Consider the following 21,343-nt stretch of genomic DNA (forward strand, 5'->3'; position numbering starts at 1 on the left):
GACCCTGCCGTCAGGCACGGGCCGGGGTGAAGGTGAGCCGCCGATCGCTGGGCGAGTAGCCGCTCAGGGTGACGGTGGGCCCGTGGGTGGGCAGGGCGGGGTCCGGGAAGTCGGCGGAGACGGGCCGGATCCCCTCGGGGGGCCGGTCGACGCCGGTGAAGTCCGGCGGGAACGGCGCGGCCGCCTCGATCCGCTCGCGGTAGAAGTCGATCCATCGGGCATGGTCGAAGGTGACCGCGGCGATGACCCGCCCCTGGAAGCCGTAGGCCGCGGCGAAGCGGCGCCCGGCGAGGGAACCCTGGGTGACGGCGATCTCCTCGCCCATGGGCGGGACGCCGACGGACTTGATGTTCACGCCGAACTGGGCGGACCAGAAGGCCGGCACCCACAGGTGCGGTCGGCGGTCGGGTCCGGCACTGATCATGTTATGGGCCGCGACCTCGGCCTGCGCGACCGCGTTGCCCCAGTGCTCCAGGGAGAGGAACTGGTAGCCGAAGAGCGGATGCGGGGAGCGGGCGACGTCGCCCGCCACGAAGATGTCGTCGGTGACGATGCCGTGGACGTCGAAGGCCCGGCACCCGGCGTCGCAGGCGACTCCCCGAGGACCGGCGCCGAGCCCCGAACCCGCCAGCCACTCGGTGTTGCGCATCGCGCCGAGCGCGATCACCGCCACGTCGACGTCCAGCGCGGTGCCGTCGGACAGATGGGCGCGTCTGAGCCGCCCGGCCGGGTCGCCTTCGAGCGCGGTCACCGTGATGCAGCAGCGCAGATCGACACCGTGCTCGCGCTGCAGTTCCGCCGCGACCGCGCCGATGACTCCGCCGAGCGCTCCCACGAGCGGGGCCGGGCCACGTTCCGCGACCGTGACCTCCAGTCCCCGCTCGCGGCAGGCGGAAGCGACTTCGGAGCCGGTGAACCCGGCACCGATGACGAGCACCCGGCGGGGCCCGGCGGCCAACCGCCGGTCCAGCCGGGCGGCGTCGTCACTGGTGCGCAGGACGAAGACGCCGTCAAGGTCGGCCTCCGCGTCCCTGGGCCACGGCCGGGCACGGGTGCCCGTCGCTATCAGCAGGCGGTCGAACGCGACCTCCTGCCCGTCGGCCAGGCGCACCCGCTTCTCGGTCAGGTCCAGCCCGGTGGCGGCGACCCCGAGCCGCCACTCCGCGTCGATCGCGCGGCGCCGGGGAAGAGCGGTGCCGTCCGCCGGCGTCCTTCCGAGCAGGACCTGCTTGGACAGCGGCGGCCGGTCGTAGGGTTCGCGCGGCTCGTCGCCGACCATGGTCAGCGTTCCGGTGAAACCCTCCTCCCGGAGGGTCTCCGCGGCCCGCAGACCGGCCAGCGAGGCGCCGACGACGACTATGCGGCCCCGGCGTCGGAACGTCGCCGCCGGCCCGTCAACGGACATGGGCCCGCGCCTCCTCCAACTGGTCGACCTGGTCGACCAGGATGGCCTGGACCGGACACGCCGCCGCGGCCCTCGTGATCTGCTCGCGCTGCGACTCGTCGGCCCCGGGGTCGTACATCAGGGCCTCCTCGCCGTGCATGACGAAGACATCCGGTGCCAGAAACGCGCACTGCGCGTATCCCTGGCAGCGGTTGAGATCGACGACGAGCCGCATGAGGACCCGGTCCCTTCGATGGGTTCGGTCATCAGGTGCTGCTCAGCGTAGATCGCCGATCAGGGCGGAGGTCATCGGTGATCGTCGTGTTGCGCCATTTGGTGCGATCTTTGCCGGACTCCTGGTAAACGGTGGTGGATGGGGCATTCCCACGGAGATCTCGAGCGACATATCGCCCGGCCCCAGGCACTCCTATGGACGTGAAGCCGCGGGCACCAGGCCGGCGTGGGTGATTCGTTCGGGTGATGCGCCGGTCAGGCGGGGAAGTCCTTCGGGTTGACGCCACTCGTGCTGGCGTTCCCGCCCCTGATGGGATTGAGGGTCAGCGTCCAGACGGTCCTGCTGGTCGAGGTCGTGGTGAACCGCAGCTTCCGGTCGAAGCGCTGGTAGGTGGCGCTCTTGGCGAATCTGCGCTTCGAGGTGCTGAACTGGTGGCCACCGGTGAAGTAGACGCGGTAGGTGCCGTCCTCGACCACCTTGGCGCTGGCGGTCGACCTGGCCCGGACGTAGAGGCTGAGCGTCTTGGTCCTGCCCCGGACGAGGGTGACGACGGCGTCCCTGCCGGTGCCGTTCTTGATCTTCAGAGTGCCCCGTCCGCCACGGTAGCGGTCGTAGAGGATCTTGCCGTTGCTCGGCCGGCTCGCCGCCTGGACCGAGGAGGACGCGACGGGCGCCTGGGTGGAGGCGGTCGCCGGAGCGGCGGCATAGCCGGTCAGCAGGACGGATGTGAGGATCACTCCCGCGAGGGGACGTAGAGAGATCATTGCGCCAATATGACGAATTCCCGTTCGCCGGTCAACGCAATTCGGCGCCCGGAAAGGCAGCGGAAAAGCTGTTTCCGCTCCGACCTGCGAGAAGAGAAGAGGCGGTAACCGTAATAAGGCGCTTCCGGTGCGGTGGGACATGCGCGCCGCTCGCGCCGTATAGATCATTTTCGACGGCGATTCAATCGAAAATATAGTTTTTTATAACACGGTCAGACCAGGGAGGCGGCCAGCTCCGCGGCGGCGGCCGCCACGCGGGGGCCGACGGATTCGGGGACGAGGGGGGTGAAAGCGACCACTCCCACGGAGGCCTCCAGCCAGGGGACTCCGGTGACGGGGGCGGCTATGCCCCGTGCGCCCTCCTGGAGCTGGCCCTCGGTGGTCACATACGCGGTACGGCCCTGGCGCAGGGCGAGGATCGCCAATCCGGCCGCGCCCCGGGTGAGCGGGTGGCGGGATCCCTCGCGGTAGGCGACGTGCATGTCCGTCCAGGAGGGTTCGACCACCGCCACCGCCAGGCCGTCGTCTCCCTCGGCCACGGTGAGGTGTGCGGTCGCGCCGACCTCTTCGGCGAGCCTGCGCAGGGTGGGCAGCGCGCCCTCGCGGAGCAGCGGTTGAACGGCGCGTGCCAGGACGAGGACGCCGAACCCGAGGTGGACGCGGCCGTCGCCGTCCCGGCGGACGAAGCCCTCGCTCTGGAGGGTGGTGAGCAGGCGGTAGACCGCCGGGCGGCTCAGCCCGAGCTCGGCCGCGAGCTCGGTGGGCGTGCGACCGGGCCGGCCGTCGGCGAGCAGGCGGAGCAGATGGAGGCCGCGTTCCAGTGTCTGCGACGATTCGGCGGCCATCAGGGCACCTGCTGGACTGGGAGCATGCTCCCGATTATCCGGGGTGCCGGGAACGGGAGGAGGTCAAGATTTCCTGTCAGTCCCTGTTAGGACGGCGGTGATCTCGGTAGAGTGCGGGAGATTCTTTTGACTGGCTTTACCCGGGAGTTTCAGGACATGCGATTCACTCTGCGGCGGGCGCTCGCCGTCGGTGCCATGCTCGCGGTCGTCGGTGTCGTGACCCCCACGGTCGCCGCCTACTCACAGGACGACCCGCGTAGCTGCAACGACCTGCTGAGCGCGGACGCTCCTTCGTACGTCATGTGCCAGTGGCTGGCCAAACCGGAGGAAGCCCTCGACGTCGCGATGTTCTGGGCGGCCAACGACAACGCCAACCTCAAGGAGGCCACCCCGTCGGAGGGGCACTTCCTCGACTGCTCCGCCGCCGGGAGCGAATGCCCCTATCTGGAGGGCGACGGCACCGTCGGTGACGAGAACTCCCCGGCTCCCGAGGGCGCCGAAGACGGCGGGACCCCCGAGTGCGAGCCCGGCCAGCAGTGCTCGGTCGACGGGAGCGGGGAGGGCGGCGACGGCACGGTGAGCCGGCCGGAGACCGGCACCTCCGCCTCGCCCAACCGGACCGCGGCCGCGCAGAGCTTCGCCCCGGCCGCGCAGGACGTCACCGCGGCGGCGCAGACCCCCGCCGGCCAGGCGGTCACCGCCGCCAAGGCCACCGGGGTCCGGGTCTGGCTCGACACCGAGCTGGCCGACGATTGGAAGGCGGGCACCGCGACCTTCGCCGCGGCCGTCAAGCGGATCGGCGCGCTGGCCGCGCGGCCGGAGGTGGCCGGGATCCGCTTCACCTCGCAGCTCGGCTACAACACGGCGTTCACGACGGACGACGAGATCACCGCCTTCGTAACGGCCGCGTCGACCGCGCTGCGCCAGGCGGCCCCCGGCAAGCGGCTGGGCCTGCACACGGTCGTGCCCGAGCTCGCCTGCGGTGCGGAGGAGGCCTGCAAGACCGAGATGCGCAAGCGCTACCCGCTGGTCATCCCGGAGAAGGTGGAATCCCTGCTGAGCGCCGACCGCGTCGACCAGATCTCCCTGGACACCGGCCTGCTGTACGGCGGCTACGGGACCTGGAAGATCGACGCCGAGAAGGCCCAGCGCAACCAGTGGATCCAGGTCCGCGCCCGCTCGTGGGACGTGCTGGCCCAGATCGCCGCCGAGGAGACCGGCCTGGTGGGTGAGGTCACGCCCGAGCAGGTCGCCGTCCGGGCGTCCACACCCGTCATGGACGGCGCCGCCCAGCAGGTGAACCTCTGGACCCGGGTCCAGAACGCCCAGGGCGCCGAGAGCCGGCTGACCGCCTGGGAGGAGCTGAAGAAGCTCACCCCGATCAAGCGCCGGCTGGCCGCCGTCTACAACCCGACCGCCCCCGAGGTGGACGTGACCACCGACCTGAAGAAGATCGCTGAGGCGTTCAGCCAGGTCTACCTCACCACCGCCTGATCCCGGCGTCCCGGCATCGCATCCCGGCATCCTGGCAGAGAGGCCCGCGCCCGTTCCTCGGGGCGCGGGCCGCTCTGTTCCTCCGGCCTTCGGCGCGTTTCCCCGCAACCGAGACGTGGCGCCTGCTCGTGCCCAATGATCTCAGCCGGGGTCATATAGGCGAGCCTGAAGCTCAACACAGGCAATCCCGTCCTTGGCGCCCCCCGCAGGTCCGCGGTAACCGCCGGCGCTCGACTAAAAATGTGTCAACACGGGTTCGGGTCGGCCGATGAATTGATCGCGGAAATCCAGTGGTCCGTCAAACGCCGGCCATCCGGGTATCGGACTCCGGCACGGCCGTACCCGGTTTCCATCCGATTCCCATCCGTGATCGGCAATTCTTTTCCGTCGCTCCGGCGCAGCGCCTCTTCCATTTCGAGCACATCGCCACTCCGGAGTTCGCCGGTGCCCCGATCTACCCTGGGAGAGTTTCAGCGTCCGTCGCGACGACCTCCCGCGGTCGGCCATGCCGAAAAAGTGATCGAGCCGGATGTACTCAGAAAGAAGGCGTTCCCAGGTGCGCGCGAATTCGGAGAGAATACTCGTCATCGGGGCCGGTGTGAGCGGGCTGACGACCGCGCTGTGTCTGGCCAGGGAAGGATTCCGGGTCACCGTGGTCGCGGAGAAGTTCGCACCCGATATCGTCTCCGTCGTGGCGGGTGCGCTCTGGGAGTGGCCGCCCGCGGTGTGCGGTTACCACCACGACCAGATCTCCCTCGCCCGTTCCAAGGACTGGTGCGTCACCTCGTACGGGGTCTTCGAGGAGCTCGCCCGCGCCAAGGTGCCCGGCGTGGCCATGCGGAGATCCAACTTCTACTTCAGGCGCCCGGTCGCAGAGAGCCCGCACGATCTGCACAAGATGCAGGAGCTCGCGGGGAAGGTGCGCGGCTTCGTCCACGACCGGTCGCTCGCCGAACGCAACGGTGTCAGCCCCGACTACGGCGTGGTCGACGCGTACTCCCACCTGGCACCCATGATCGACACGGATCAGTACATGGCGTGGCTGATGGGGCAGGTCAAGAAGCACGGGGTGCAGGTCAGGCGGGAGCGGATCGAGGGGCTGCTCGCCGAGCAACGGGACGGGCTCCTCGACCGGTTCGACGCCGAGGCGATCGTCAGCTGTGCGGGGCTCGGCACCGCGCAGCTGCGCGGAATCAGCATGTATCCGCTACGCGGAGCCCTGGTCCGGGTCCGGAACGGCGGGCTCCGCGGGCCCCGGATCGACGAGGCCCACTGCGTCTCCCACCAGGAGGGCCACGACGAGCAGGACATCGTCTTCATCGTGCCGCGCAGCCAGCGGATCCTTGTTCTCGGCGGACTGGCGGAAAAGGACGAGTGGGACACGGGTCTCACCATGGAGAACCACGGACCCATCCGGGACATGTATGAGCGCTGCCTGGCGTTCATGCCCGCACTGCGCCAGGCAAAAATAGATGCCAATGAGCCGGTGCGGGTCGGGTTGCGGCCTTTTCGGCAGGAGAACGTCTGCCTGGAATGGGATGAAGAAAGCCAGATAATCTACAATTTCGCGCACGGTGGGGCCGGATTCAGTTTCTCCTGGGGATGCGCGCGGGAAGCCGTCGGTCTGGTGCGCTCGGCCGTGGACGGCCGTAAGTATTCACACTCCTTCTGACCGGTTCCGCCTGAGAGTGGATGGGCGTCAAACATGCGAAGAACTGTCCAGTGCTTCCTGGCCGCGAACATGGTCCTCGCGCTGACCGCGTTCCTGCCGTTCGACATGGAGCGCACCGGTATGGCGGCCCAGCGGTATTCCGGGCCCGCCGCGGCTCATTCCCGGCACGCCGCCGGACCGCCGCAGCTTCCCACCCTGCAACTGGGTGACAAGGGGGCCCTGATCCACGAGGTCCAGGTCCGTCTCGACCGACTGGGTTTCAGTCCGGGACCGCTCGGCTCCGAGTACGGTCCCGGGCTGCGCGCGGCCGTTTGGGCCTTCCAGAAGGCCAACGGGCTGCCCCCCGTCGACCAGGTGGACCCCGCGACCTGGCGTGCGCTCGATCACCCGGACCGTGTCAGGTCACTGGTGCGCTCCGGGGAGCCCGACCGGGTGGAGATCGACCTGCGCCGCCAGCTGCTCACCGCGTGGCAGGACGGCAAGCCCGCGATCGTCTCCCACATCTCGACCGGCACGGGTAAGCACTACTGCAAGAACGGTCACTGCGGGATCGCCGTCACCCCGGTCGGTGACTTCCGCGCCTGGTGGCGGACGGCGGGATGGACCAAGGGCCCGCTGGGCGAACAGTTCTACACCGTCTACTTCAACGGCGGCATCGGCTTCCACGGCTCCGAAGTGGTCCCCAGACATCCCGCGTCCCATGGGTGCATCCGTGTCCCGCTGCACAACGCCCGGCCGCTTTTCGAGATGGTCCAGACGGGGGAGCCGGTCTACGTCCGCTGACCGAACAGGGCACGGCTGCCAGGTGTCAAGGCATGCGGGCCGGGAATGGATCCCACCCACGTCCGGCCCGCGGTTGGCCGAGGAAGGCCGGAAGGGGGATCCGCGGACCGGACGTGGCCTCACCGACGTGTCCCGCCGGCGCGAATCCCCCGGGCGTCCGGCGGGAGGACCGGGGCTATCCGAGGTAGCCGCCGAACTCCTCCAGGGAGATCAGCCCGTCGCCGTCCAGGTCGATCCTGGCGATGGCGGCCTCGGCGGCCTCGGGGGTGATCGGCTGGCCGAGCACCTCCATGAGACGCGTCATCTCGGTAGCCGAGATCAGGCCGTCACCGTCGACGTCGATAATCCTGAAAGTCGTCGCGTAGTCGTCCGCCACGATTGCACCGGCCTTTCATCAGCAGAGAGATAGACGCAAGCACATTAGCGGCATACCGCTGCCCCGGGGGCGGGCCTGCAACCACCCGTTCAGACCACCGCCCCCGACCCCTCGCGCCGTCCCGCCGCGCGCCCGGGGCCGGGCCGTGGCGGCGGTGCCGAACTGCGCCTCTCGAACACGATCGCCAGCGGCGCCGCGACCAGCGCCGAGGACAGCGTGCCGGTGACGATGCCGATCAGCAGTGCCACCGCGAAGTCGGCCAGTGAGTCGCCGCCGAGCACGGCCAGCGCGCCCAGGATGAACAGCGCACCCAGGCCCGTGTTCACCGTACGGGGCACGGTCTGCAGGATCGCGGCGCCGGTCACCTCCGCGAAGGGCGCCCCGGGGCGCCGCCCCCACAACTCGCGGACGCGGTCGAAGACCACGACCTTGTCGTTGACCGAGTAGCCGATCACGGTGAGCATCGCGGCCAGGAACACCCCGTCCACCGGCTTGCCCAGCCACGCGAACGCGCCGAGCACGATCGCCGCGTCCGCGACCAGGGCCAGCACCGTCGCCAGGCCGAACGTCCAGCGGAACCGGAAGGCCAGGTAGGCGAGCTGCGCCGCGAGCGCGACACCCAGCGCCACCAGCGCGTTGCGGCGCAGTTCGTCACCCATGCTCGGGCCGATGAGCTCGTCGCGCTCCTTGGTGATCTGCCCGGCCCGGCTCTCCAGCGCCGTCTCGATCCGCTCCAGCCCGTCGGCGCCGAGCTGACCGGTCCGCACGGAGATGTCCGTTCCGGCGGCCTGCACCGTCGCATTCGGGAACCCGGCCCCGCCGACCAGTTCGCGGGCGGTGTCGGCGGTCATCGGGACGGCGGTGGAGTACTCCACCAGCCTGCCGCCGGTGAACTCGACCCCGAGGCCGAGCCCCCGTACCGCCACCCCGGCCACGGCGGCGGCCACCAGCACGCACGTGACCACGAGATAGGCCGTCCGGTGGCGCATCAGGTCGGGCGTGCGCGCGTTCAGCCAGGTCCGGACGCGCCCGATGCCGGACAGGCCGGTCAGGGCGGGCCGCCCGGCCACCGGCCGCCGCGACACCGCCCATTCGGCCAGCACCCGGGTGACGACCATCGCGGTGACCAGTGAGGCGACCACGCCGATGCTCAGGGTGACGCCGAAACCGCGCACCGGCCCCGAGGCGAGGAAGAACAGCAGCCCGGCCGCGAGCAGGGTGGTGACATTGGAGTCGGCCACCGCGCTCCAGGCGTTGCGGAAGCCCTTCTCCAGCGCGGGCCGGAGTTTCGGCACGGCGGCGTACTCCTCCCTGGCCCGCTCGAAGACCAGCACGTTGGCGTCCACCGCCATGCCGATCGCGAGCACGAAGCCCGCCAGCCCCGGCAGGGTGAGCGTGGCGCCGAGCGCCACCAGCGCCGCATAGGAGACGAGCGCGTAACAGGCCAGGGCGATGGTGGCGAGGAACCCCACCAGCCGGTAGGTCACGGTGATGAACAGCGCGGTCAGCAGCACGCCGATCACGGCCGCCTCGGCGCTGGCCGTGATCGCGGCGGCGCCGAGCGTCGGGCCGACGGTCCGCTGCTCGACGATCTCGACGGGCACCGGCAGCGAGCCGCCCTTGATGAGCACGGCCAGGTCCTGCGCCTCCTCGGCGGTGAAGGAGCCGGTGATCTGGGTGGAGTCGCCCGGCAGGCCCACGTCGCAGGCCACGTCCTCGTTCACCTGCGGCGAGACGATGACCTTGGAGTCGAGCACGATGGCGACCCGCCGTTTCGGGTCGCCCACCGGGTTGCACGCGGCCTTGCCGGTCAACCCGGCCCACGCCTGGCGGCCCCCGTCACGGAGGTCCACGGTGACGTACCAGCCGCCGCCCCGCTGCGGATCGGTCCCGGCCCGGGCGTCGCCGACGCCGTCCCCGGTGAGTCCGGCCGGGCCGATGACCAGCCTGGCGCCGTCCTCGTCGGGGATGATCCGCTCACCCGCCCCGGCTCTGGTCGTCGCGTCGGCCAGGGCGACGACGGGGTGGAAGGTGAGCTGGGCGGTCCTGCCGATGACCTCGGCGGCCTGGGCCGGGTCCTGCACGCCGGGCAGTTCCACGATGATGCGGCGCTCACCGGAACGGGCCAGCGGCGCGTCGGCCACGCCCAGGGCGTCGGCCCGGCGGCGGAGCACCTCAAGGGTGCGGTCGGTGGCCTCGGCATCGGCCTTGACGGTCGGGGAGTCCCTGGTCTCCAGGACGATCTGGGTGCCGCCGCGCAGGTCGAGTCCGAGGCGCGGTGGAATGGTCAACGCTACGAGAAGGGAGATGGCGACAACGGCGAACGCCGCTATCGCGCGCACCACGGGGGCACGCGACATGAAAGCCTCCACAGGCTGGGGAAGGTTTTTCGGGTACGGCGAAGCACCCGCGGCGGGTCACGGTGCCCGGCTACGGGGTGTCTTCAGACGCCTGTGGAGGGCGGTGCCCGGCTGGGCAGGAACAGCGGGGCCGCGAGCGGGCGTGGATCGTCGTCACCCGCCCGGCGCGAGCCGGCGCCGGGGGCGCGGAGCGGCGGATGGGTGCCGGGCGGACGGGCCGCGACCGGGTGGCCGCCGCCGGATCCGGAGCCGGCGGAGCCCACGGTGAGGATCTGCCGCTCCCCGCCGGGATGGACCTGGTGGGAGAGGGGCTGGTGCTCCGCGGTGACCGCGGTGACGGCCGGGTGCCCCGGTGTGTGCCCCAGGAGGACGGTGACGCCGCTCCCGCCCAGACCTCCCGAGACGAGCAGCGGGAAGAGGAGGGCGAGCAGCCAGCCGTACGGCGCACCGCGCCTTGGCTGCCGCATGGTCTCCTCCAGGGTCTCGGCCCCACCGTAGCCCGTTAAGGGCTGTTATGCCCCCGATGGAGAACAGCAGATGCCCTCCGTTCCGGTAAACGGCCCGCAGGAGGGTAGTGCGGACGCATGCGACTGACCTACACGGCTGATCTGTGGTGGAAGAACGCGGTGGTCTACTGCCTGGACGTCGAGACCTACAAGGACGGGAACGGCGACGGCATCGGCGACTTCCGCGGCCTCACCCAGCAGATCGACCATCTGGACCGGCTCGGGGTGACCTGCATCTGGCTGATGCCCTTCTTCCCCAGTCCCAGCCGCGACGACGGCTACGACATCAGCGACTTCTACTCGGTGGATCCCCGGCTGGGCACCCTGGGGGACTTCGTGGAGTTCATGCGCACCGCCAGGGACCGGGGCATGCGGGTGATCGCCGACCTGGTGGTCAACCACACCTCCGACGAGCATCCCTGGTTCAAGGAGGCGCGTGCCAGCCGGGACTCGGCCAAGCGCGATTGGTACATCTGGCAGGACGACCCCGACCCCGTCGATCCCAAGGCCATCGTCTTCCCCGACAAGGAGGACAACCTCTGGGAGCTCGACAAGAAGACCGGTCAGTACTACTACCACAGCTTCTACCGGTTCCAGCCCGACCTCAACACGGCCAACCCGGAGGTCCGCGACGAGATCGCGCGCATCCTCGGCTTCTGGATGGAGCTCGGGCTGTCCGGCTTCCGGGTGGACGCGGTGCCGTTCCTGATCGAGGGCATCGGCGGCGACCCGCACGAGTTCCTCGCCGACCTGCGTGCCTTCATGAACCGCCGCGACGGCACCTCGATCCTGCTGGGCGAGGTCAACCTCCCCTATCCGGAGCTGATGGAGTACTTCGGTGACAGCGACAACGGCGACGAGGTCACGATGTGCTTCGACTTCATCGCCATGCAGCGCTTCCACCTGTCGATGGCCCGCCAGAACCCGGAGCTCCTCGCCGAAGCCCTGCGTGAGCGGCCCGAGCCGCCCGACGACTCCCAGTGGGCCATGTTCGTCCGCAACCACGACGAGCTGACCCTGGACAAGCTGACCGAGGCGCAGAAGCAGGAGGTCTTCGACGCGTTCGGCCCCGACAAGGACATGCAGCTCTACGATCGGGGCCTGCGCCGCCGGCTCCCCCCGATGCTCGGCGGCGACCAGCGCCGTCTCAGGCTGGCCTACAGCGTGCTGTTCTCCCTGCCGGGCACGCCGGTGCTCTTCTACGGCGAGGAGATCGGGCTCGGCGAGAACCTGGAGGGTGAGGGCCGGATGGCGGTCCGGATCCCGATGCAGTGGTCCGCCTCCGGCGGTTTCTCCCCCGACCCGAAGACCGCTGTCCCGGCCCCCACGGGCGAGTTCGGCCCGCGGAACGTCAACGTGCACGACCAGCGCCGTGACCCCGACTCGCTGCTCAAGTGGATCATGTTGCTGATCGAGCGCTACCGGGAGTCGCCCGAGCTTGCCTGGGGCCGTTACGAGGTGCTGGACGCCGGCGACGAGGCCGTGCTCGCGCACCGCGCCGACGCCGACGGCGGCACCGTGATCGCCGTCCACAACTTCGCCGACCGGAAGGCGAAGGTGGAACTCGTGCTGGACGGCCTCGGCCACTGCGACGTGCTGACCGACCTGCTGGTGGACGGCAGCCTCGACCTGCCCTCGGACGGGCGGGTGACCTTCGGGCTTGAGCCGTACGGCACCCGCTGGCTGCGCGCCGCCGTGCCGGACGAGCCCCTGGAGGACAGCTCCGCCAAGAGCGGCTAGACCCCGAGCGGCTGGACCCCTCTCCGATGGAGACCGGGCTCCGCGTCGGCGACGGCGCGAAGCCCGGTGACGGCTTTCACGGGCGGGACGACGGTGCGGGGCATGACCCGATCAGGCCGGGGCGGTCTCCTCCTCGGCCTCGCGCTGCCGCAGCTCGGCTTCGATCGCCTCGACCGACTCGTTGGCCTGGTCGCGGCGGTACTCGCGCACGGAGTAGGCGATCGCGGCGGCCCAGATGAGCGCGATGGTGATGTAGGCGATGGTCTGCACGCCACCGGAGGCGTCGATCCAGTCGCTGCGCAGCAGCGTGCGGACGTTGGTGAGGATGATGACACCGCCGACGGCCGAGCCGAGGATGCGCGGCGGGATGTGGCGCACCAGCCAAGCGGCGATCGGGGCGGCGATCACGCCACCGAGCAGCAGCACGCCGACCCAGGCGAAGTCGATGTTTTCGGAGCCGATGCCGACCAGGAAGCCGAGGCTGGCCGCGATGGCGACGAGAAACTCGCTGGCGTCGATGGAGCCGATCACCTTGCGCGGGGGGATGCGGCCGCTGGCCAGGATGGCCGGGGTGCCGACCGGGCCCCAGCCACCGCCGCCGGTGGCGTCGACGAAGCCGGCGACCAGACCGAGCGGCGCCAAAAAGCGCTTGCGCAACGGCTTGCCCAGATTGCCGCGCGGCAGGCCGAAGGCGGTGAAGCGGATCAGGATGTACACGCCCAGCGTCAGCAGGATGATCGACATGATCGGGGCCGCGACCTCGGTCGACAGGCTGGACAGGAACGTCGCACCGGCGAACGCGCCGACGGCGCCGGGGATACCGATCTTGGCGACGACCTTCCAGTCGATGTTGTCGAAGCGCCAGTGCGAGATGCCGGAAGCCAGCGTGGTGCCGATCTCGGCCAGATGCACGGTGGCCGAAGCGGCCGCCGCGTTGGTTCCGATGGCGAGCAGCAGAGTGGTCGAGGTCACGCCGTAGGCCATGCCCAGGCTGCCGTCGACGAGCTGGGCGAGGAGCCCGACCAGCCCGAGCAGGATGAGTGCGCGCACGACATCCCCCTTCCCATCTTTCCTACTTTGTAAGTTGGAATTATCGTTTATCAGGCTAATAGCTCAGTCAAGTCACGTTTCGAGCACTCATCGTGTTGTCCGGGCGCCACGCAACGTCACCGGAAATGGGGCTGTTGTTAAAAGGCGTCTCACCCGGTACGCGTGAGGCGATATGAGAAAAGTCCCGCTATGGCCTGTTCTGAGTTTGGATCTTCGGGAGTGGTCCCGGACAGATGGCTGGAGGCGGTCGTGGACGGCGACGGGGTGATCGAGCGGGTCTCCTGCGAGCTGTGCGTGCTGGTGGCGCTGAAGAACGCGTTGCGCCGCCGGGAGATCTATGTCAACGGTGCCGCCCGCTGGCGCAATCCCGAAGAGGACCTGCCGGCCGACTTCGAGGACAACCGCGACGTGCACTACGAGAACCTGCGCCAGCCGCTGGACGAACAAGAGTTCATCGCCACCTTGAAGGAGGCGATGCGCACCTCGATGGCCGACTGCGCGGCCGCGATCACTAAGAAGCGCTCCGGCGGCACCAAGGTCACCACCCACCGCGGTGAGCCCCGCTGGGTGGACGCCGACGACCCGGCCCCCGTGCCTGGCACGCATGGTGAGCGACCGCACGATCGACTGGGAGCTGATCGCCCAGCAATACGACCAGATGGTCAACTACGCCACCACCCTCAAGCTGCGCACCGCCGAGACCGAGCAGGTGCTGCGCCGCTTCACCCGCGGGTCCGTCGCTGGGCCCGGCCCTGATCTGACCCCGGGCAGGGCGAGGTACGGGTTGCCGTGTCCTCGCCCTGAGCATTTTGGGCGTTACGGCCTCCACTGCTCCGTCGGCGACACACCCGGCAGCGGCTTGCCGATGAGGGCCAGAGGGAGAAAGAAGCAGACCTGGCCGATGGCCATGATGAGCGTGGCGAGCGCCTTGTCGTCGTACTGCTCGGACGCCCTCGCGTACAGCTCGTCGGGGACGCGCTCGCCGGACGGGTTAGGGGTGAGCACGGATTCGACCAGTTCCAGCGCGATGCGTTCAGCGTCGGTGAAGTAGGGCGCGTCCCTCCAGGAGGCCACGGCGGTGATGCTCTCCTCCGTGGCGCCGGCCTTGCGAAGGTTGCCGGTGTGCAGGACGGTCAGGTACGTGCTGCCGGCGATCTGGCCGGCCCGCAGCTGTAGCAGGCTGATGGTGGTCTGCGGGATCGTGCCGTTCCCGGTCGCCTTGTACAGGGCGCCGCCGATGTCCTTGAGCTCGGGGACGAGCACGGCGGGGTTGGGCAGGCGCGACTCGGTGGTGGTCATGGTGGTGGGTTCCTTTCTGAACGGTGTTTCGCTGCTCTGACGGATCGCATGGGGCGAAGGTGACCGGTGAGGCGGTCTATTTCATCCGGGTGTGCTGCCGAGGGTTTCCGGTGCGGGCTCGCTGTCCCGGTTCGCGGGGCGGGGGCGCAGGAGGAGGACGGCGGTGAGGATCGCGGCCAGGTAGAAGCCGCCCGCGCCGAGCATGCCGGCGGTGTAGCCGCTGGTGAGCGCGTCGTGCAGGGGAGTGCCTGCCGGTTGGCTCGTTGCGGCGGTGACGGCGATGCCGGCCAGGACGGCCAGGCCGAGGGCGCCGCCGATCTGCTGGCTGGTGTTGACCAGACCGGAGGCGATGCCGGAGTCGTGCGGTGCGACGCCCTGCACGCCACCGATGGTGGCCGCGACGAAGCCGATGCCCAGGCCGATACCGCCGGCGAGCTGGGCGGGCAGGAGCACGAGCAGGGGGTTCTGGTCCGGGGTCAGCAGGCTGAACCAGCCCATCGCTGCGGTGGCCACCGCCATCCCGGTCGCCAGCACGATCCGGGTGGAGGTACGGGCCTGCAACCGGGGTCCGATGACGCCGGAGCCGATGCCGATGCCGATGGCGAACGGCAGATAGGCCAGGCCGGTGATCATGGGCGAGTACTGCTTGATCGTCTGCATGTACAGGGTGAGGAAGTAGAAGGTGGCCAGCTGCCCGGCGCCCATGAGCAGCATGACCAGGTTGGCGCCGAGCCTGCCGCGGTCGGCCAGCACTCCTGACGGCAGTATCGGGCTGCGCGCGGTGCGCTGGATGACCAGGAACGCGACGAGCAGCGCGACGGCGACAGCGCCGAAGGTCAGGGTGAGCCCGTCGCCGAGGCCGTGCGAGCCGGCCCGGTTGATCGCGTACACCAGCGAACCGAGGGCGAGCGTCACCGTGGCCGCGCCGGGCAGGTCGAGGCCGCCGCGCTGGCGGGTGCCGGGCATCAGGGCGAATGTTCCGGCAAGGACCAACAGTGCGATGGGGATGTTGACGAACATGATCCAGCGCCAGCCCAGGTACTCGGTGAGCGCACCTCCCAGCAGCAGGCCGGCGACCGAGCCCAGGCCGCCCATGGCGCCGTAGACGCCGAGCGCCTTGTTGCGTTCCGGTCCGGCCGGGAAGGTGTCGGCGAGCAGGGACAGCGCGGCCGGGGCGACGATCGCGGCGCCGACACCCTGCAGGATTCGGGCGGCGATCAGCATGGTTCCGTTGCCGGCCAGGCCGCCCACCAGGGACGCGGCCAGGAAGACGACCAGTCCGGCACGGAACAGCCTGCGCCGGCCGAACAGGTCGCCGGCGCGGCCGCCGGCCAGCAGCAGGCCGCCGAAGGCCAGGGCATAGGCGGTGAGCACCCAGTCCAGATCGGTCTCGGCGATGCCGAGCCCGGTTCCGATGACGGGCAGGCCCACGGTCACGATGGTGCCGTCCATCACCATCAGCAGCTGCGCGGCCGCGATCACCGGCAGCGCGAGGCCGCTTCTCTCGGGATGGGTGGTGTTGATCGAGGTCATGTCGGCTCCTCAGGAGGCGGTGGCGGCACGGTGGAGAGCGGCGGCGAGCCGGTCGTGCTCGGGGTAGGACCAACCGAATCCGAAACGGCGCCGGGTGTAGCCGAAGGCGATGCCGCTGACCGGGTCGGCGAAGGCCTCCGAGCCGGCCGAACCGTCGTGGCCGAACGCGTTGGCGCTGAGGAACGCATATTGCAGGCCCTTGGCCTGGAACCCGAGCGCGTAGTTGCCCTGGTCGCCGCGGACCAGGTCGGCGCCGGTGGAGTGCAACTGGGCGAACTCCGCGACGGTGTCCGGCTTGAGCAGCGGGGGCTGCCCGTCGAGGCCCCAGACGGCCGCCGCGTACAGGCCGGCCAGGCCGCGCGCGCTGCCCACCCCGCCGGCCGACGCCGGACCGTTGGCGCGGACGGCGCGGGTGTTGGCGAAGGCCACCTGGTCCAGCGGCGGCGTGCTGTTGAGCCCGTACCCGATGCCGAGGATGCTGTGCGGGCCCGGCACGTTCGACCAGAATGCGGCCTCCTGCTCCGGCGTGGCCGTCCACCACTGGATCGGCCGGAACCGCTCCTCCTCGGCCTCGGGCAGCCCCAGGAACAGGTCCAGCCCGTACGGAACCCGGATGCGCTCGTCGTACACCTGCTGCAGCGACCGGCCGGTCGCGCGCCGGATCACCTCGTTCACCATGGCGAACGAGACGAACCCGCCGTAGCCGTAGGCGGAACCCGGCCGCCAGTACGGGCGCTGCGCGGTGAGGCGGCGCGCGATCACCGCGTCGTCGGCCAGTTCGGCCGCCGACAGCCCGTCGTCGACGCCGATGACGCCGGAGCGGTGGGTGAGCACGTCCCGCAGCGTGATCGTGTCCTTGCCGGCGGCGGCGAACTCCGGCCAGTGCCGGGCCACCGGCTCATCCAGATCGAGGACGCCCTCCTGGACCAGCAGCGCCGCCACCAGCGTCGCGGCGCCCTTCGTGGAGGAGTAGACGCCGGTCAGCGTGTCGCCGCTCACCTCGTCCCCGGCCCACAGGTCCACCACCGGCCGGCCGTGCGCGTAGGCCGTCAGCTGCGCGCCCACCTGGCCGTCCTGCTCGGCCACCACCGCGGCAAACTCCTCGCGCACCTGCTCGAAGCCGTCCGCGACCGTTCCGTGGACATCCATCCTGCTCATCGTCGGCAACCCTTTGTGAGTGAGTGTCGGTCGCCGGCATGACGGATGATCCGCAGGAAAGGTGACCGGGTGCGTTCGCGGTCACCTCTCACTGGTTTGATGCGTCAGGGGTATGACGTGGCTGAGCTGAGAGGAAGACGACCGTGACGCCCCATGATTTTCTGGCCGACCAGTTCCAGGGGCACCGTCCCCATCTGAAGGCGGTCGCCTACCGCATGCTCGGCTCACTCACCGAGGCCGAGGACGCGGTCCAGGAGGCATGGCTGCGGCTGGCACGCTCGGACTCCGGTGACATCGACAACCTCGGTGGCTGGCTGACCACCGTGGTCGGCCGGGTCTGCCTGGACATGCTCCGCATCCGCAAGTCCCGGCGCGAGGAGTCACTGGAGGACCGCCTGCCCGATCCGGTGATCAGCCGTGCGGATGCCGCCGACCCGGAGCAGGAAGTGCTGCTGGCCGACTCGGTGGGCCTGGCGCTGCTGGTCGTGCTGGAGTCCCTGACCCCGGCCGAACGGCTGGCGTTCGTGCTCCATGACATGTTCGGCCTGCCGTTCGAGCAGATCGCGCCCATCGTGGACCGCACCCCCGCGACTGCCAAGAAGCTCGCCAGCCGCGCCCGCCAGCGCGTCCGCGGCGCAGCCCCGAACCCCGACCCCGACCTGGCCGATCAGCGCCGGGTGGTGGACGCGTTCCTGACCGCCGCGCGCGGCGGCGACTTCGCCGCGCTGGTGTCCATCCTCGACCCCGACGTGGTGCTGCGCGCCGACGGCGGGATGCTCACCGGTGGCATGAAGGTCATCCGTGGCGCCGCGGCCGTGGCCGGACAGCTCGCCACCTTCCAGCGCATGGCTTCCAGCGCCGCCACCCACCCGGCGCTCGTCAACGGCCTCGCCGGCCTGGTCAACACCATCGACGGCCAGCTGATCTCCGTCATGAGCTTCACCATCTCCGAGGGCAAGATCGCCACGATCGATATCCTGTCCGACCCCGACCGGCTGGCCCAGCTCGACCTCACCCGTCTGGAGCCGTGAAACCTGACCCGGTTGACACCCCATCACCGACGCGCACCGCATCACCGGTGAGGGGTGTCACTGGGCATGAGAGCGCCCTCTGGCCTCCGAGGAGGATGAGTGCAGAAATTAGCGGTCGCGATCCGTGCGCTGGTGACCGAACTCGGCGAGCACTCCGCCCTGGCCGAGTTGGAGGGCGAGGCCGACGCCGACCGCGTCGCGGCCTGGTTCGCCGACCGCTGGGGAGGTGCAGCAGCCGCCACCGTCAACGTCCGTCTGGACGCGCTCGGCTCCGCCTGCGCTTGGTGGCGTGACCAGGGCTGGCTGACCGGCGACCGGCGGGCCCGGGGGTCTTCTCCCGAACCGCGGCTGGAACGGCTCGCGCAGCGGGTCGCCACCGGCCGGAAGGTCATGTCGGTCACGGGCGGTGCGGGCGGTCGTGGCGGGGGTCCCTCCTGGTCTTGAGCTTGTCCAGCTGATGGATCATGTCCTCGCGGACCTCGATGAGCGCGGTGGGCAGATCCTCCTCGGTCGAGGTGGCCACCAGCGGCTCGACCCCGGCGAGCCGGCATTCGAGGGTCGCCTTCTGCTCCGCCCCGCCGCGGTTCTTGACGCTCAGTCGCAGGTCCACCGAGTCGGCGGGATACGAGCGCAGCCGTTTCCCCAGTGCCGTGAACCGTTCGACGATCTCGGGGCGCTCATCCTCGGCGAATCCCGTGCCGAGGATGAGCCGCTCGCCGATGATGTCCGCCTGCTCGCCACCCGTGTCCGTCATGGCCCCACCTCTCCACCGAATGTATTCGTCACATTACATTCGGCGACGGCACCGGAGGTGACCGCCCACCTGGGGGATCCGGCGGCCTGGCCCGAGTGCGGACCTGTTCCCCGCTGCGCATATGCTTCGCATGGCCGATTCCAGGGATTCAGCAGAACTTAAAAGGAGAAACCGACCGTGTACAAGGAGACCGCAATCGAGTTCGTGGTGTGGCTGATTCCTGTCGCCGTGCTGCTCGGTCTGGCCTTCATGATCACCAAGACCTGACTGGAACCCGGCCGAAGGCCCACCGGCGAGGTCAGGACGTAGATCGTGCGCCCCTCCGTCGTTCCGTGGAACCGCCGTACCCGCGCCCTCGTCCCGCCGCGCAGTCGCAGGCCGGCCGGGGCGAGCCGGTGGACGCAGGGTGCCCATCCCGCCCGGGGCGGCTCGATGTTCAGTGTTCGGCGAGGACGATCACCGAGTCGCCGGGGCCGAGGCGGAGGATGCGCGACTTGTCCGGGTTGAGGACGACCCCGAAGTGGGGGGCCTCGTTCACCTGGTCCACCAGCCGGTAGCCGATCGCGCTCTCGCCCCGGCGGCGGGCGGACTCGATCACCGAGGCGAAGGTGATCGGCACCCCGGCCCGGACGTAGTCACCGGCCGGACGGGGGTAGATCTCCGAACCGCGGGAGTCGAAGAGGTAGCCGAACACCTCGGCCAGATGCTGGTTCTCGGTGAGCTGCGCCAGGAGCAGGCCGATGACCGTGTCACTGATCACGATGTCGTCGGCCCGGGTGACCTCGGCCAGGGCGCGGTTGCTCTCGTCGTGCATCTCGCTGACGATGGAGTATCGCTCGCCGAGTGAGGTCTGCATGTCGCGGAGCTGGAGCAGGGTCATCAGCGTCCGGGTGTCGGCGTGGCCGGCGGGGTGGCGGTCATCGGAGAGCACGACCACGTGCTGGTAGACCCCCAGCCCCAAGGCCTCCAGCGCGTAGCGGTCGGTGGTCTCGCAGCCCTTGACGTTCACCGTGAGGTTGACCAGGCCCTCGAAGCCGGTCGCGGCGTCGGGGTGGTCGGAGGCGATGTCCAGGACGGAGCCGGGGGCGACGTAGCCGTCGAGGCACCGGATGATGTGGCGGCCCCGGCCGTTCCAGTTGAGGATCAGGGTCCGCTCCGGGCCGGGCCTCTCGGGCTCGACCGAGACGATCGCCTCCTCCTGGGCCTGCGGCATGCCGTCGGCCAGGTGGATCATCGAGTCGTCCTGGGCGATCACGATGACCTCGTCCGCCGCGTCGATCACGGTGTCCATCGCGGGGTTCAGCATGACGCGGCCGTCCCGGCGCAGGCCGATGACCGTGGCGGTCTGGTAGGCCGGGAGCGCCTCGCCGTACGTCAGGCCGGCCAGGTTCGCGTCGGAGCGCAGGTAGATCTCGCCGCCGGAGAAGTTGAGCAGGTCCATGCAGACCACGGACGTGCCCGACTGGCGCGACGACTGCACGATGAGCCGGGAGGCGGTGTCGTCGGAGTCGACGAGGTGGACCTCCGGGCCGCCCGCCAGCCGGGCGGCGCCCATGTTCGTGGTGCTCGCGATGGCGGCCACCACCGGCGGGCGGTCGCCCTCGCACTTGGCCAGGGCGAGCAGCGTCTTGATGACGTGCGCGTCGGGGTCGTCGCCCTGGGGGGACAGCACGACCACCGAGCGGGCCGCGCCGAGGTTCATCAGGTCGAGGTCGGCCGGCTCGGTGGGCCGCCCGGTCCGGCAGACCAGCTTGGTCCTGCCGGTCTCCCCCACGTGCTGACGGAGATCGTCGTCCATGGCGAGCTTGTCCCTGTCGGCCAGGATCGCGATGACCGACCCCCGCTCGCTGGCGTGTGCCTGGACCAGCTCGGTGATGATCGTGAAAACCTGGTCCGACCAGCCCAGGATCACGATGTGCCCGGTCTCGATGACCCGCGACCTGCCCTTGCGCAGCCGCTCGAACTTGGTCATGAGCCCGTTGGCGAGCACCCCGACCAGCGCGCTCACGATGAAGATCCCGCCCAGCGACGCGGCGAACATCAGCGCGATGAACGGCGCGCTCCCGGTGTCGCCGGCGACCTTGCCGGGGCTCAGCGTGCGCATGAGCGTGGCCCACAGCATGCCGGCGAAGCCGTCGTGCTCGGCCGCCTCCGCCGGGGTCAGCCACAGGCTCAGCAGGGTGACCAGCAGGATCAATCCGAGGGAGATCAGGCCGAGCCAGCCGATCAGGGCCACGGTGCCTTTCGACATGGCCGTGTCGAACCAGTAGCGCACCCGTTCGCGGACCGTAGCCCTGGACACCGAATACCTCCCCGTGGGTAAACGCCCGACCAACAACGATCGCACAAAACTGGCAGG

General features: G+C 70.0%; 19 protein-coding genes and 1 pseudogene. 7 read left to right on the plus strand and 13 right to left on the minus strand.

Annotated features, from left to right (window positions below):
* Window positions 1-10 precede the first annotated feature (10 nt).
* The 4 genes from OHA77_RS23720 to OHA77_RS23735 form a co-directional block, all read right to left on the minus strand.
* On the minus strand, window positions 11-1,405 hold the full coding sequence (locus OHA77_RS23720) for an NAD(P)/FAD-dependent oxidoreductase (RefSeq protein ID WP_406311696.1): 1,395 nt from the start codon (window positions 1,403-1,405) through the stop codon (window positions 11-13).
* Window positions 1,395-1,619 (minus strand): ferredoxin, encoded by a 225-nt coding sequence (locus tag OHA77_RS23725; RefSeq protein WP_326826073.1) that lies wholly within the window; start codon window positions 1,617-1,619, stop codon window positions 1,395-1,397. Before OHA77_RS23725 ends, OHA77_RS23720 begins: the two co-directional genes overlap by 11 nt.
* A 254-nt stretch (window positions 1,620-1,873) precedes the next feature.
* Window positions 1,874-2,383 carry a hypothetical protein gene (locus OHA77_RS23730; RefSeq protein ID WP_326826072.1) on the minus strand — a complete coding sequence of 170 codons (510 nt, stop codon included), beginning with the start codon at window positions 2,381-2,383 and terminating at the stop codon, window positions 1,874-1,876.
* Between the two features lie 212 nt (window positions 2,384-2,595).
* The gene (locus OHA77_RS23735) at window positions 2,596-3,228 is read right to left on the minus strand and encodes a helix-turn-helix domain-containing protein (RefSeq protein WP_326826071.1); all 633 of its coding nucleotides are present in this window, start codon (window positions 3,226-3,228) and stop codon (window positions 2,596-2,598) included.
* Between the two features lie 156 nt (window positions 3,229-3,384).
* Here OHA77_RS23735 and OHA77_RS23740 point away from each other — a divergent pair, with 156 nt between their 5' ends.
* From OHA77_RS23740 to OHA77_RS23750, 3 genes are all read left to right on the plus strand, one after another.
* On the plus strand, window positions 3,385-4,722 hold the full coding sequence (locus OHA77_RS23740; RefSeq protein ID WP_406311697.1) for a hypothetical protein: 1,338 nt from the start codon (window positions 3,385-3,387) through the stop codon (window positions 4,720-4,722).
* Between the two features lie 556 nt (window positions 4,723-5,278).
* The gene (locus OHA77_RS23745; RefSeq protein ID WP_326826069.1) at window positions 5,279-6,394 is read left to right on the plus strand and encodes an FAD-dependent oxidoreductase; all 1,116 of its coding nucleotides are present in this window, start codon (window positions 5,279-5,281) and stop codon (window positions 6,392-6,394) included.
* Between the two features lie 33 nt (window positions 6,395-6,427).
* On the plus strand, window positions 6,428-7,177 hold the full coding sequence (locus tag OHA77_RS23750; protein ID WP_406311698.1) for a L,D-transpeptidase family protein: 750 nt from the start codon (window positions 6,428-6,430) through the stop codon (window positions 7,175-7,177).
* A 175-nt stretch (window positions 7,178-7,352) separates the two neighbouring features.
* Here OHA77_RS23750 and OHA77_RS23755 read toward each other — a convergent pair whose 3' ends face one another.
* The 3 genes from OHA77_RS23755 to OHA77_RS23765 form a co-directional block, all read right to left on the minus strand.
* Window positions 7,353-7,553: an EF-hand domain-containing protein gene (locus OHA77_RS23755; RefSeq protein WP_326826067.1), complete on the minus strand. Its 201-nt coding sequence runs from the start codon at window positions 7,551-7,553 to the stop codon at window positions 7,353-7,355.
* A gap of 89 nt (window positions 7,554-7,642) precedes the next feature.
* On the minus strand, window positions 7,643-9,913 hold the full coding sequence (gene secD / locus OHA77_RS23760) for a protein translocase subunit SecD (RefSeq protein ID WP_406311699.1): 2,271 nt from the start codon (window positions 9,911-9,913) through the stop codon (window positions 7,643-7,645).
* Window positions 9,914-9,996: 83 nt separating this feature from the next.
* Window positions 9,997-10,380 carry a hypothetical protein gene (locus tag OHA77_RS23765; RefSeq protein ID WP_406311700.1) on the minus strand — a complete coding sequence of 128 codons (384 nt, stop codon included), beginning with the start codon at window positions 10,378-10,380 and terminating at the stop codon, window positions 9,997-9,999.
* Between the two features lie 117 nt (window positions 10,381-10,497).
* Between OHA77_RS23765 and OHA77_RS23770 the strand changes: the two genes are divergently transcribed.
* Complete coding sequence (locus tag OHA77_RS23770) at window positions 10,498-12,159, plus strand: alpha-amylase family protein (protein WP_406311701.1); 1,662 nt, start codon at window positions 10,498-10,500, stop codon at window positions 12,157-12,159.
* A gap of 111 nt (window positions 12,160-12,270) precedes the next feature.
* Here the strand turns inward: OHA77_RS23770 and OHA77_RS23775 are convergent, their stop codons facing one another.
* Entirely contained in the window at window positions 12,271-13,209 is a 939-nt protein-coding gene (locus OHA77_RS23775; protein ID WP_326826063.1) for a sulfite exporter TauE/SafE family protein, read from the minus strand.
* Between the two features lie 616 nt (window positions 13,210-13,825).
* Between OHA77_RS23775 and OHA77_RS23780 the strand changes: the two are divergent.
* A pseudogene (locus OHA77_RS23780) lies at window positions 13,826-13,957 on the plus strand (Tn3 family transposase); the annotation flags it as partial.
* A 68-nt stretch (window positions 13,958-14,025) separates the two neighbouring features.
* Here the strand turns inward: OHA77_RS23780 and OHA77_RS23785 are convergent.
* The 3 genes from OHA77_RS23785 to OHA77_RS23795 all read right to left on the minus strand — a co-directional run bounded on the left by OHA77_RS23785 (window position 14,026) and on the right by OHA77_RS23795 (window position 17,199).
* Window positions 14,026-14,508: a carboxymuconolactone decarboxylase family protein gene (locus OHA77_RS23785; RefSeq protein ID WP_406311702.1), complete on the minus strand. Its 483-nt coding sequence runs from the start codon at window positions 14,506-14,508 to the stop codon at window positions 14,026-14,028.
* Between the two features lie 81 nt (window positions 14,509-14,589).
* Window positions 14,590-16,041, minus strand: coding sequence for an MFS transporter (locus tag OHA77_RS23790; RefSeq protein ID WP_406311703.1), 1,452 nt, complete (start codon window positions 16,039-16,041; stop codon window positions 14,590-14,592).
* 9 nt (window positions 16,042-16,050) lie between these two features.
* Entirely contained in the window at window positions 16,051-17,199 is a 1,149-nt protein-coding gene (locus OHA77_RS23795; RefSeq protein ID WP_406311704.1) for a serine hydrolase domain-containing protein, read from the minus strand.
* A gap of 143 nt (window positions 17,200-17,342) precedes the next feature.
* Between OHA77_RS23795 and sigJ the strand changes: the two genes are divergently transcribed.
* Window positions 17,343-18,230, plus strand: coding sequence for an RNA polymerase sigma factor SigJ (gene sigJ, locus OHA77_RS23800; protein ID WP_406311705.1), 888 nt, complete (start codon window positions 17,343-17,345; stop codon window positions 18,228-18,230).
* 99 nt (window positions 18,231-18,329) lie between these two features.
* Entirely contained in the window at window positions 18,330-18,674 is a 345-nt protein-coding gene (locus tag OHA77_RS23805; RefSeq protein WP_406311706.1) for a hypothetical protein, read from the plus strand.
* Here the strand turns inward: OHA77_RS23805 and OHA77_RS23810 are convergent.
* Entirely contained in the window at window positions 18,628-18,984 is a 357-nt protein-coding gene (locus tag OHA77_RS23810) for a hypothetical protein (protein ID WP_406311708.1), read from the minus strand. The genes OHA77_RS23805 and OHA77_RS23810 overlap by 47 nt on opposite strands.
* 436 nt (window positions 18,985-19,420) lie before the next feature.
* Window positions 19,421-21,286, minus strand: coding sequence for a CASTOR/POLLUX-related putative ion channel (locus OHA77_RS23815; protein ID WP_406311709.1), 1,866 nt, complete (start codon window positions 21,284-21,286; stop codon window positions 19,421-19,423).
* Window positions 21,287-21,343 lie beyond the last annotated feature (57 nt).

Source organism: Streptosporangium sp. NBC_01639 (genome assembly GCF_045209755.1).
Taxonomy (GTDB): Bacteria; Actinomycetota; Actinomycetes; order Streptosporangiales; family Streptosporangiaceae; genus Streptosporangium.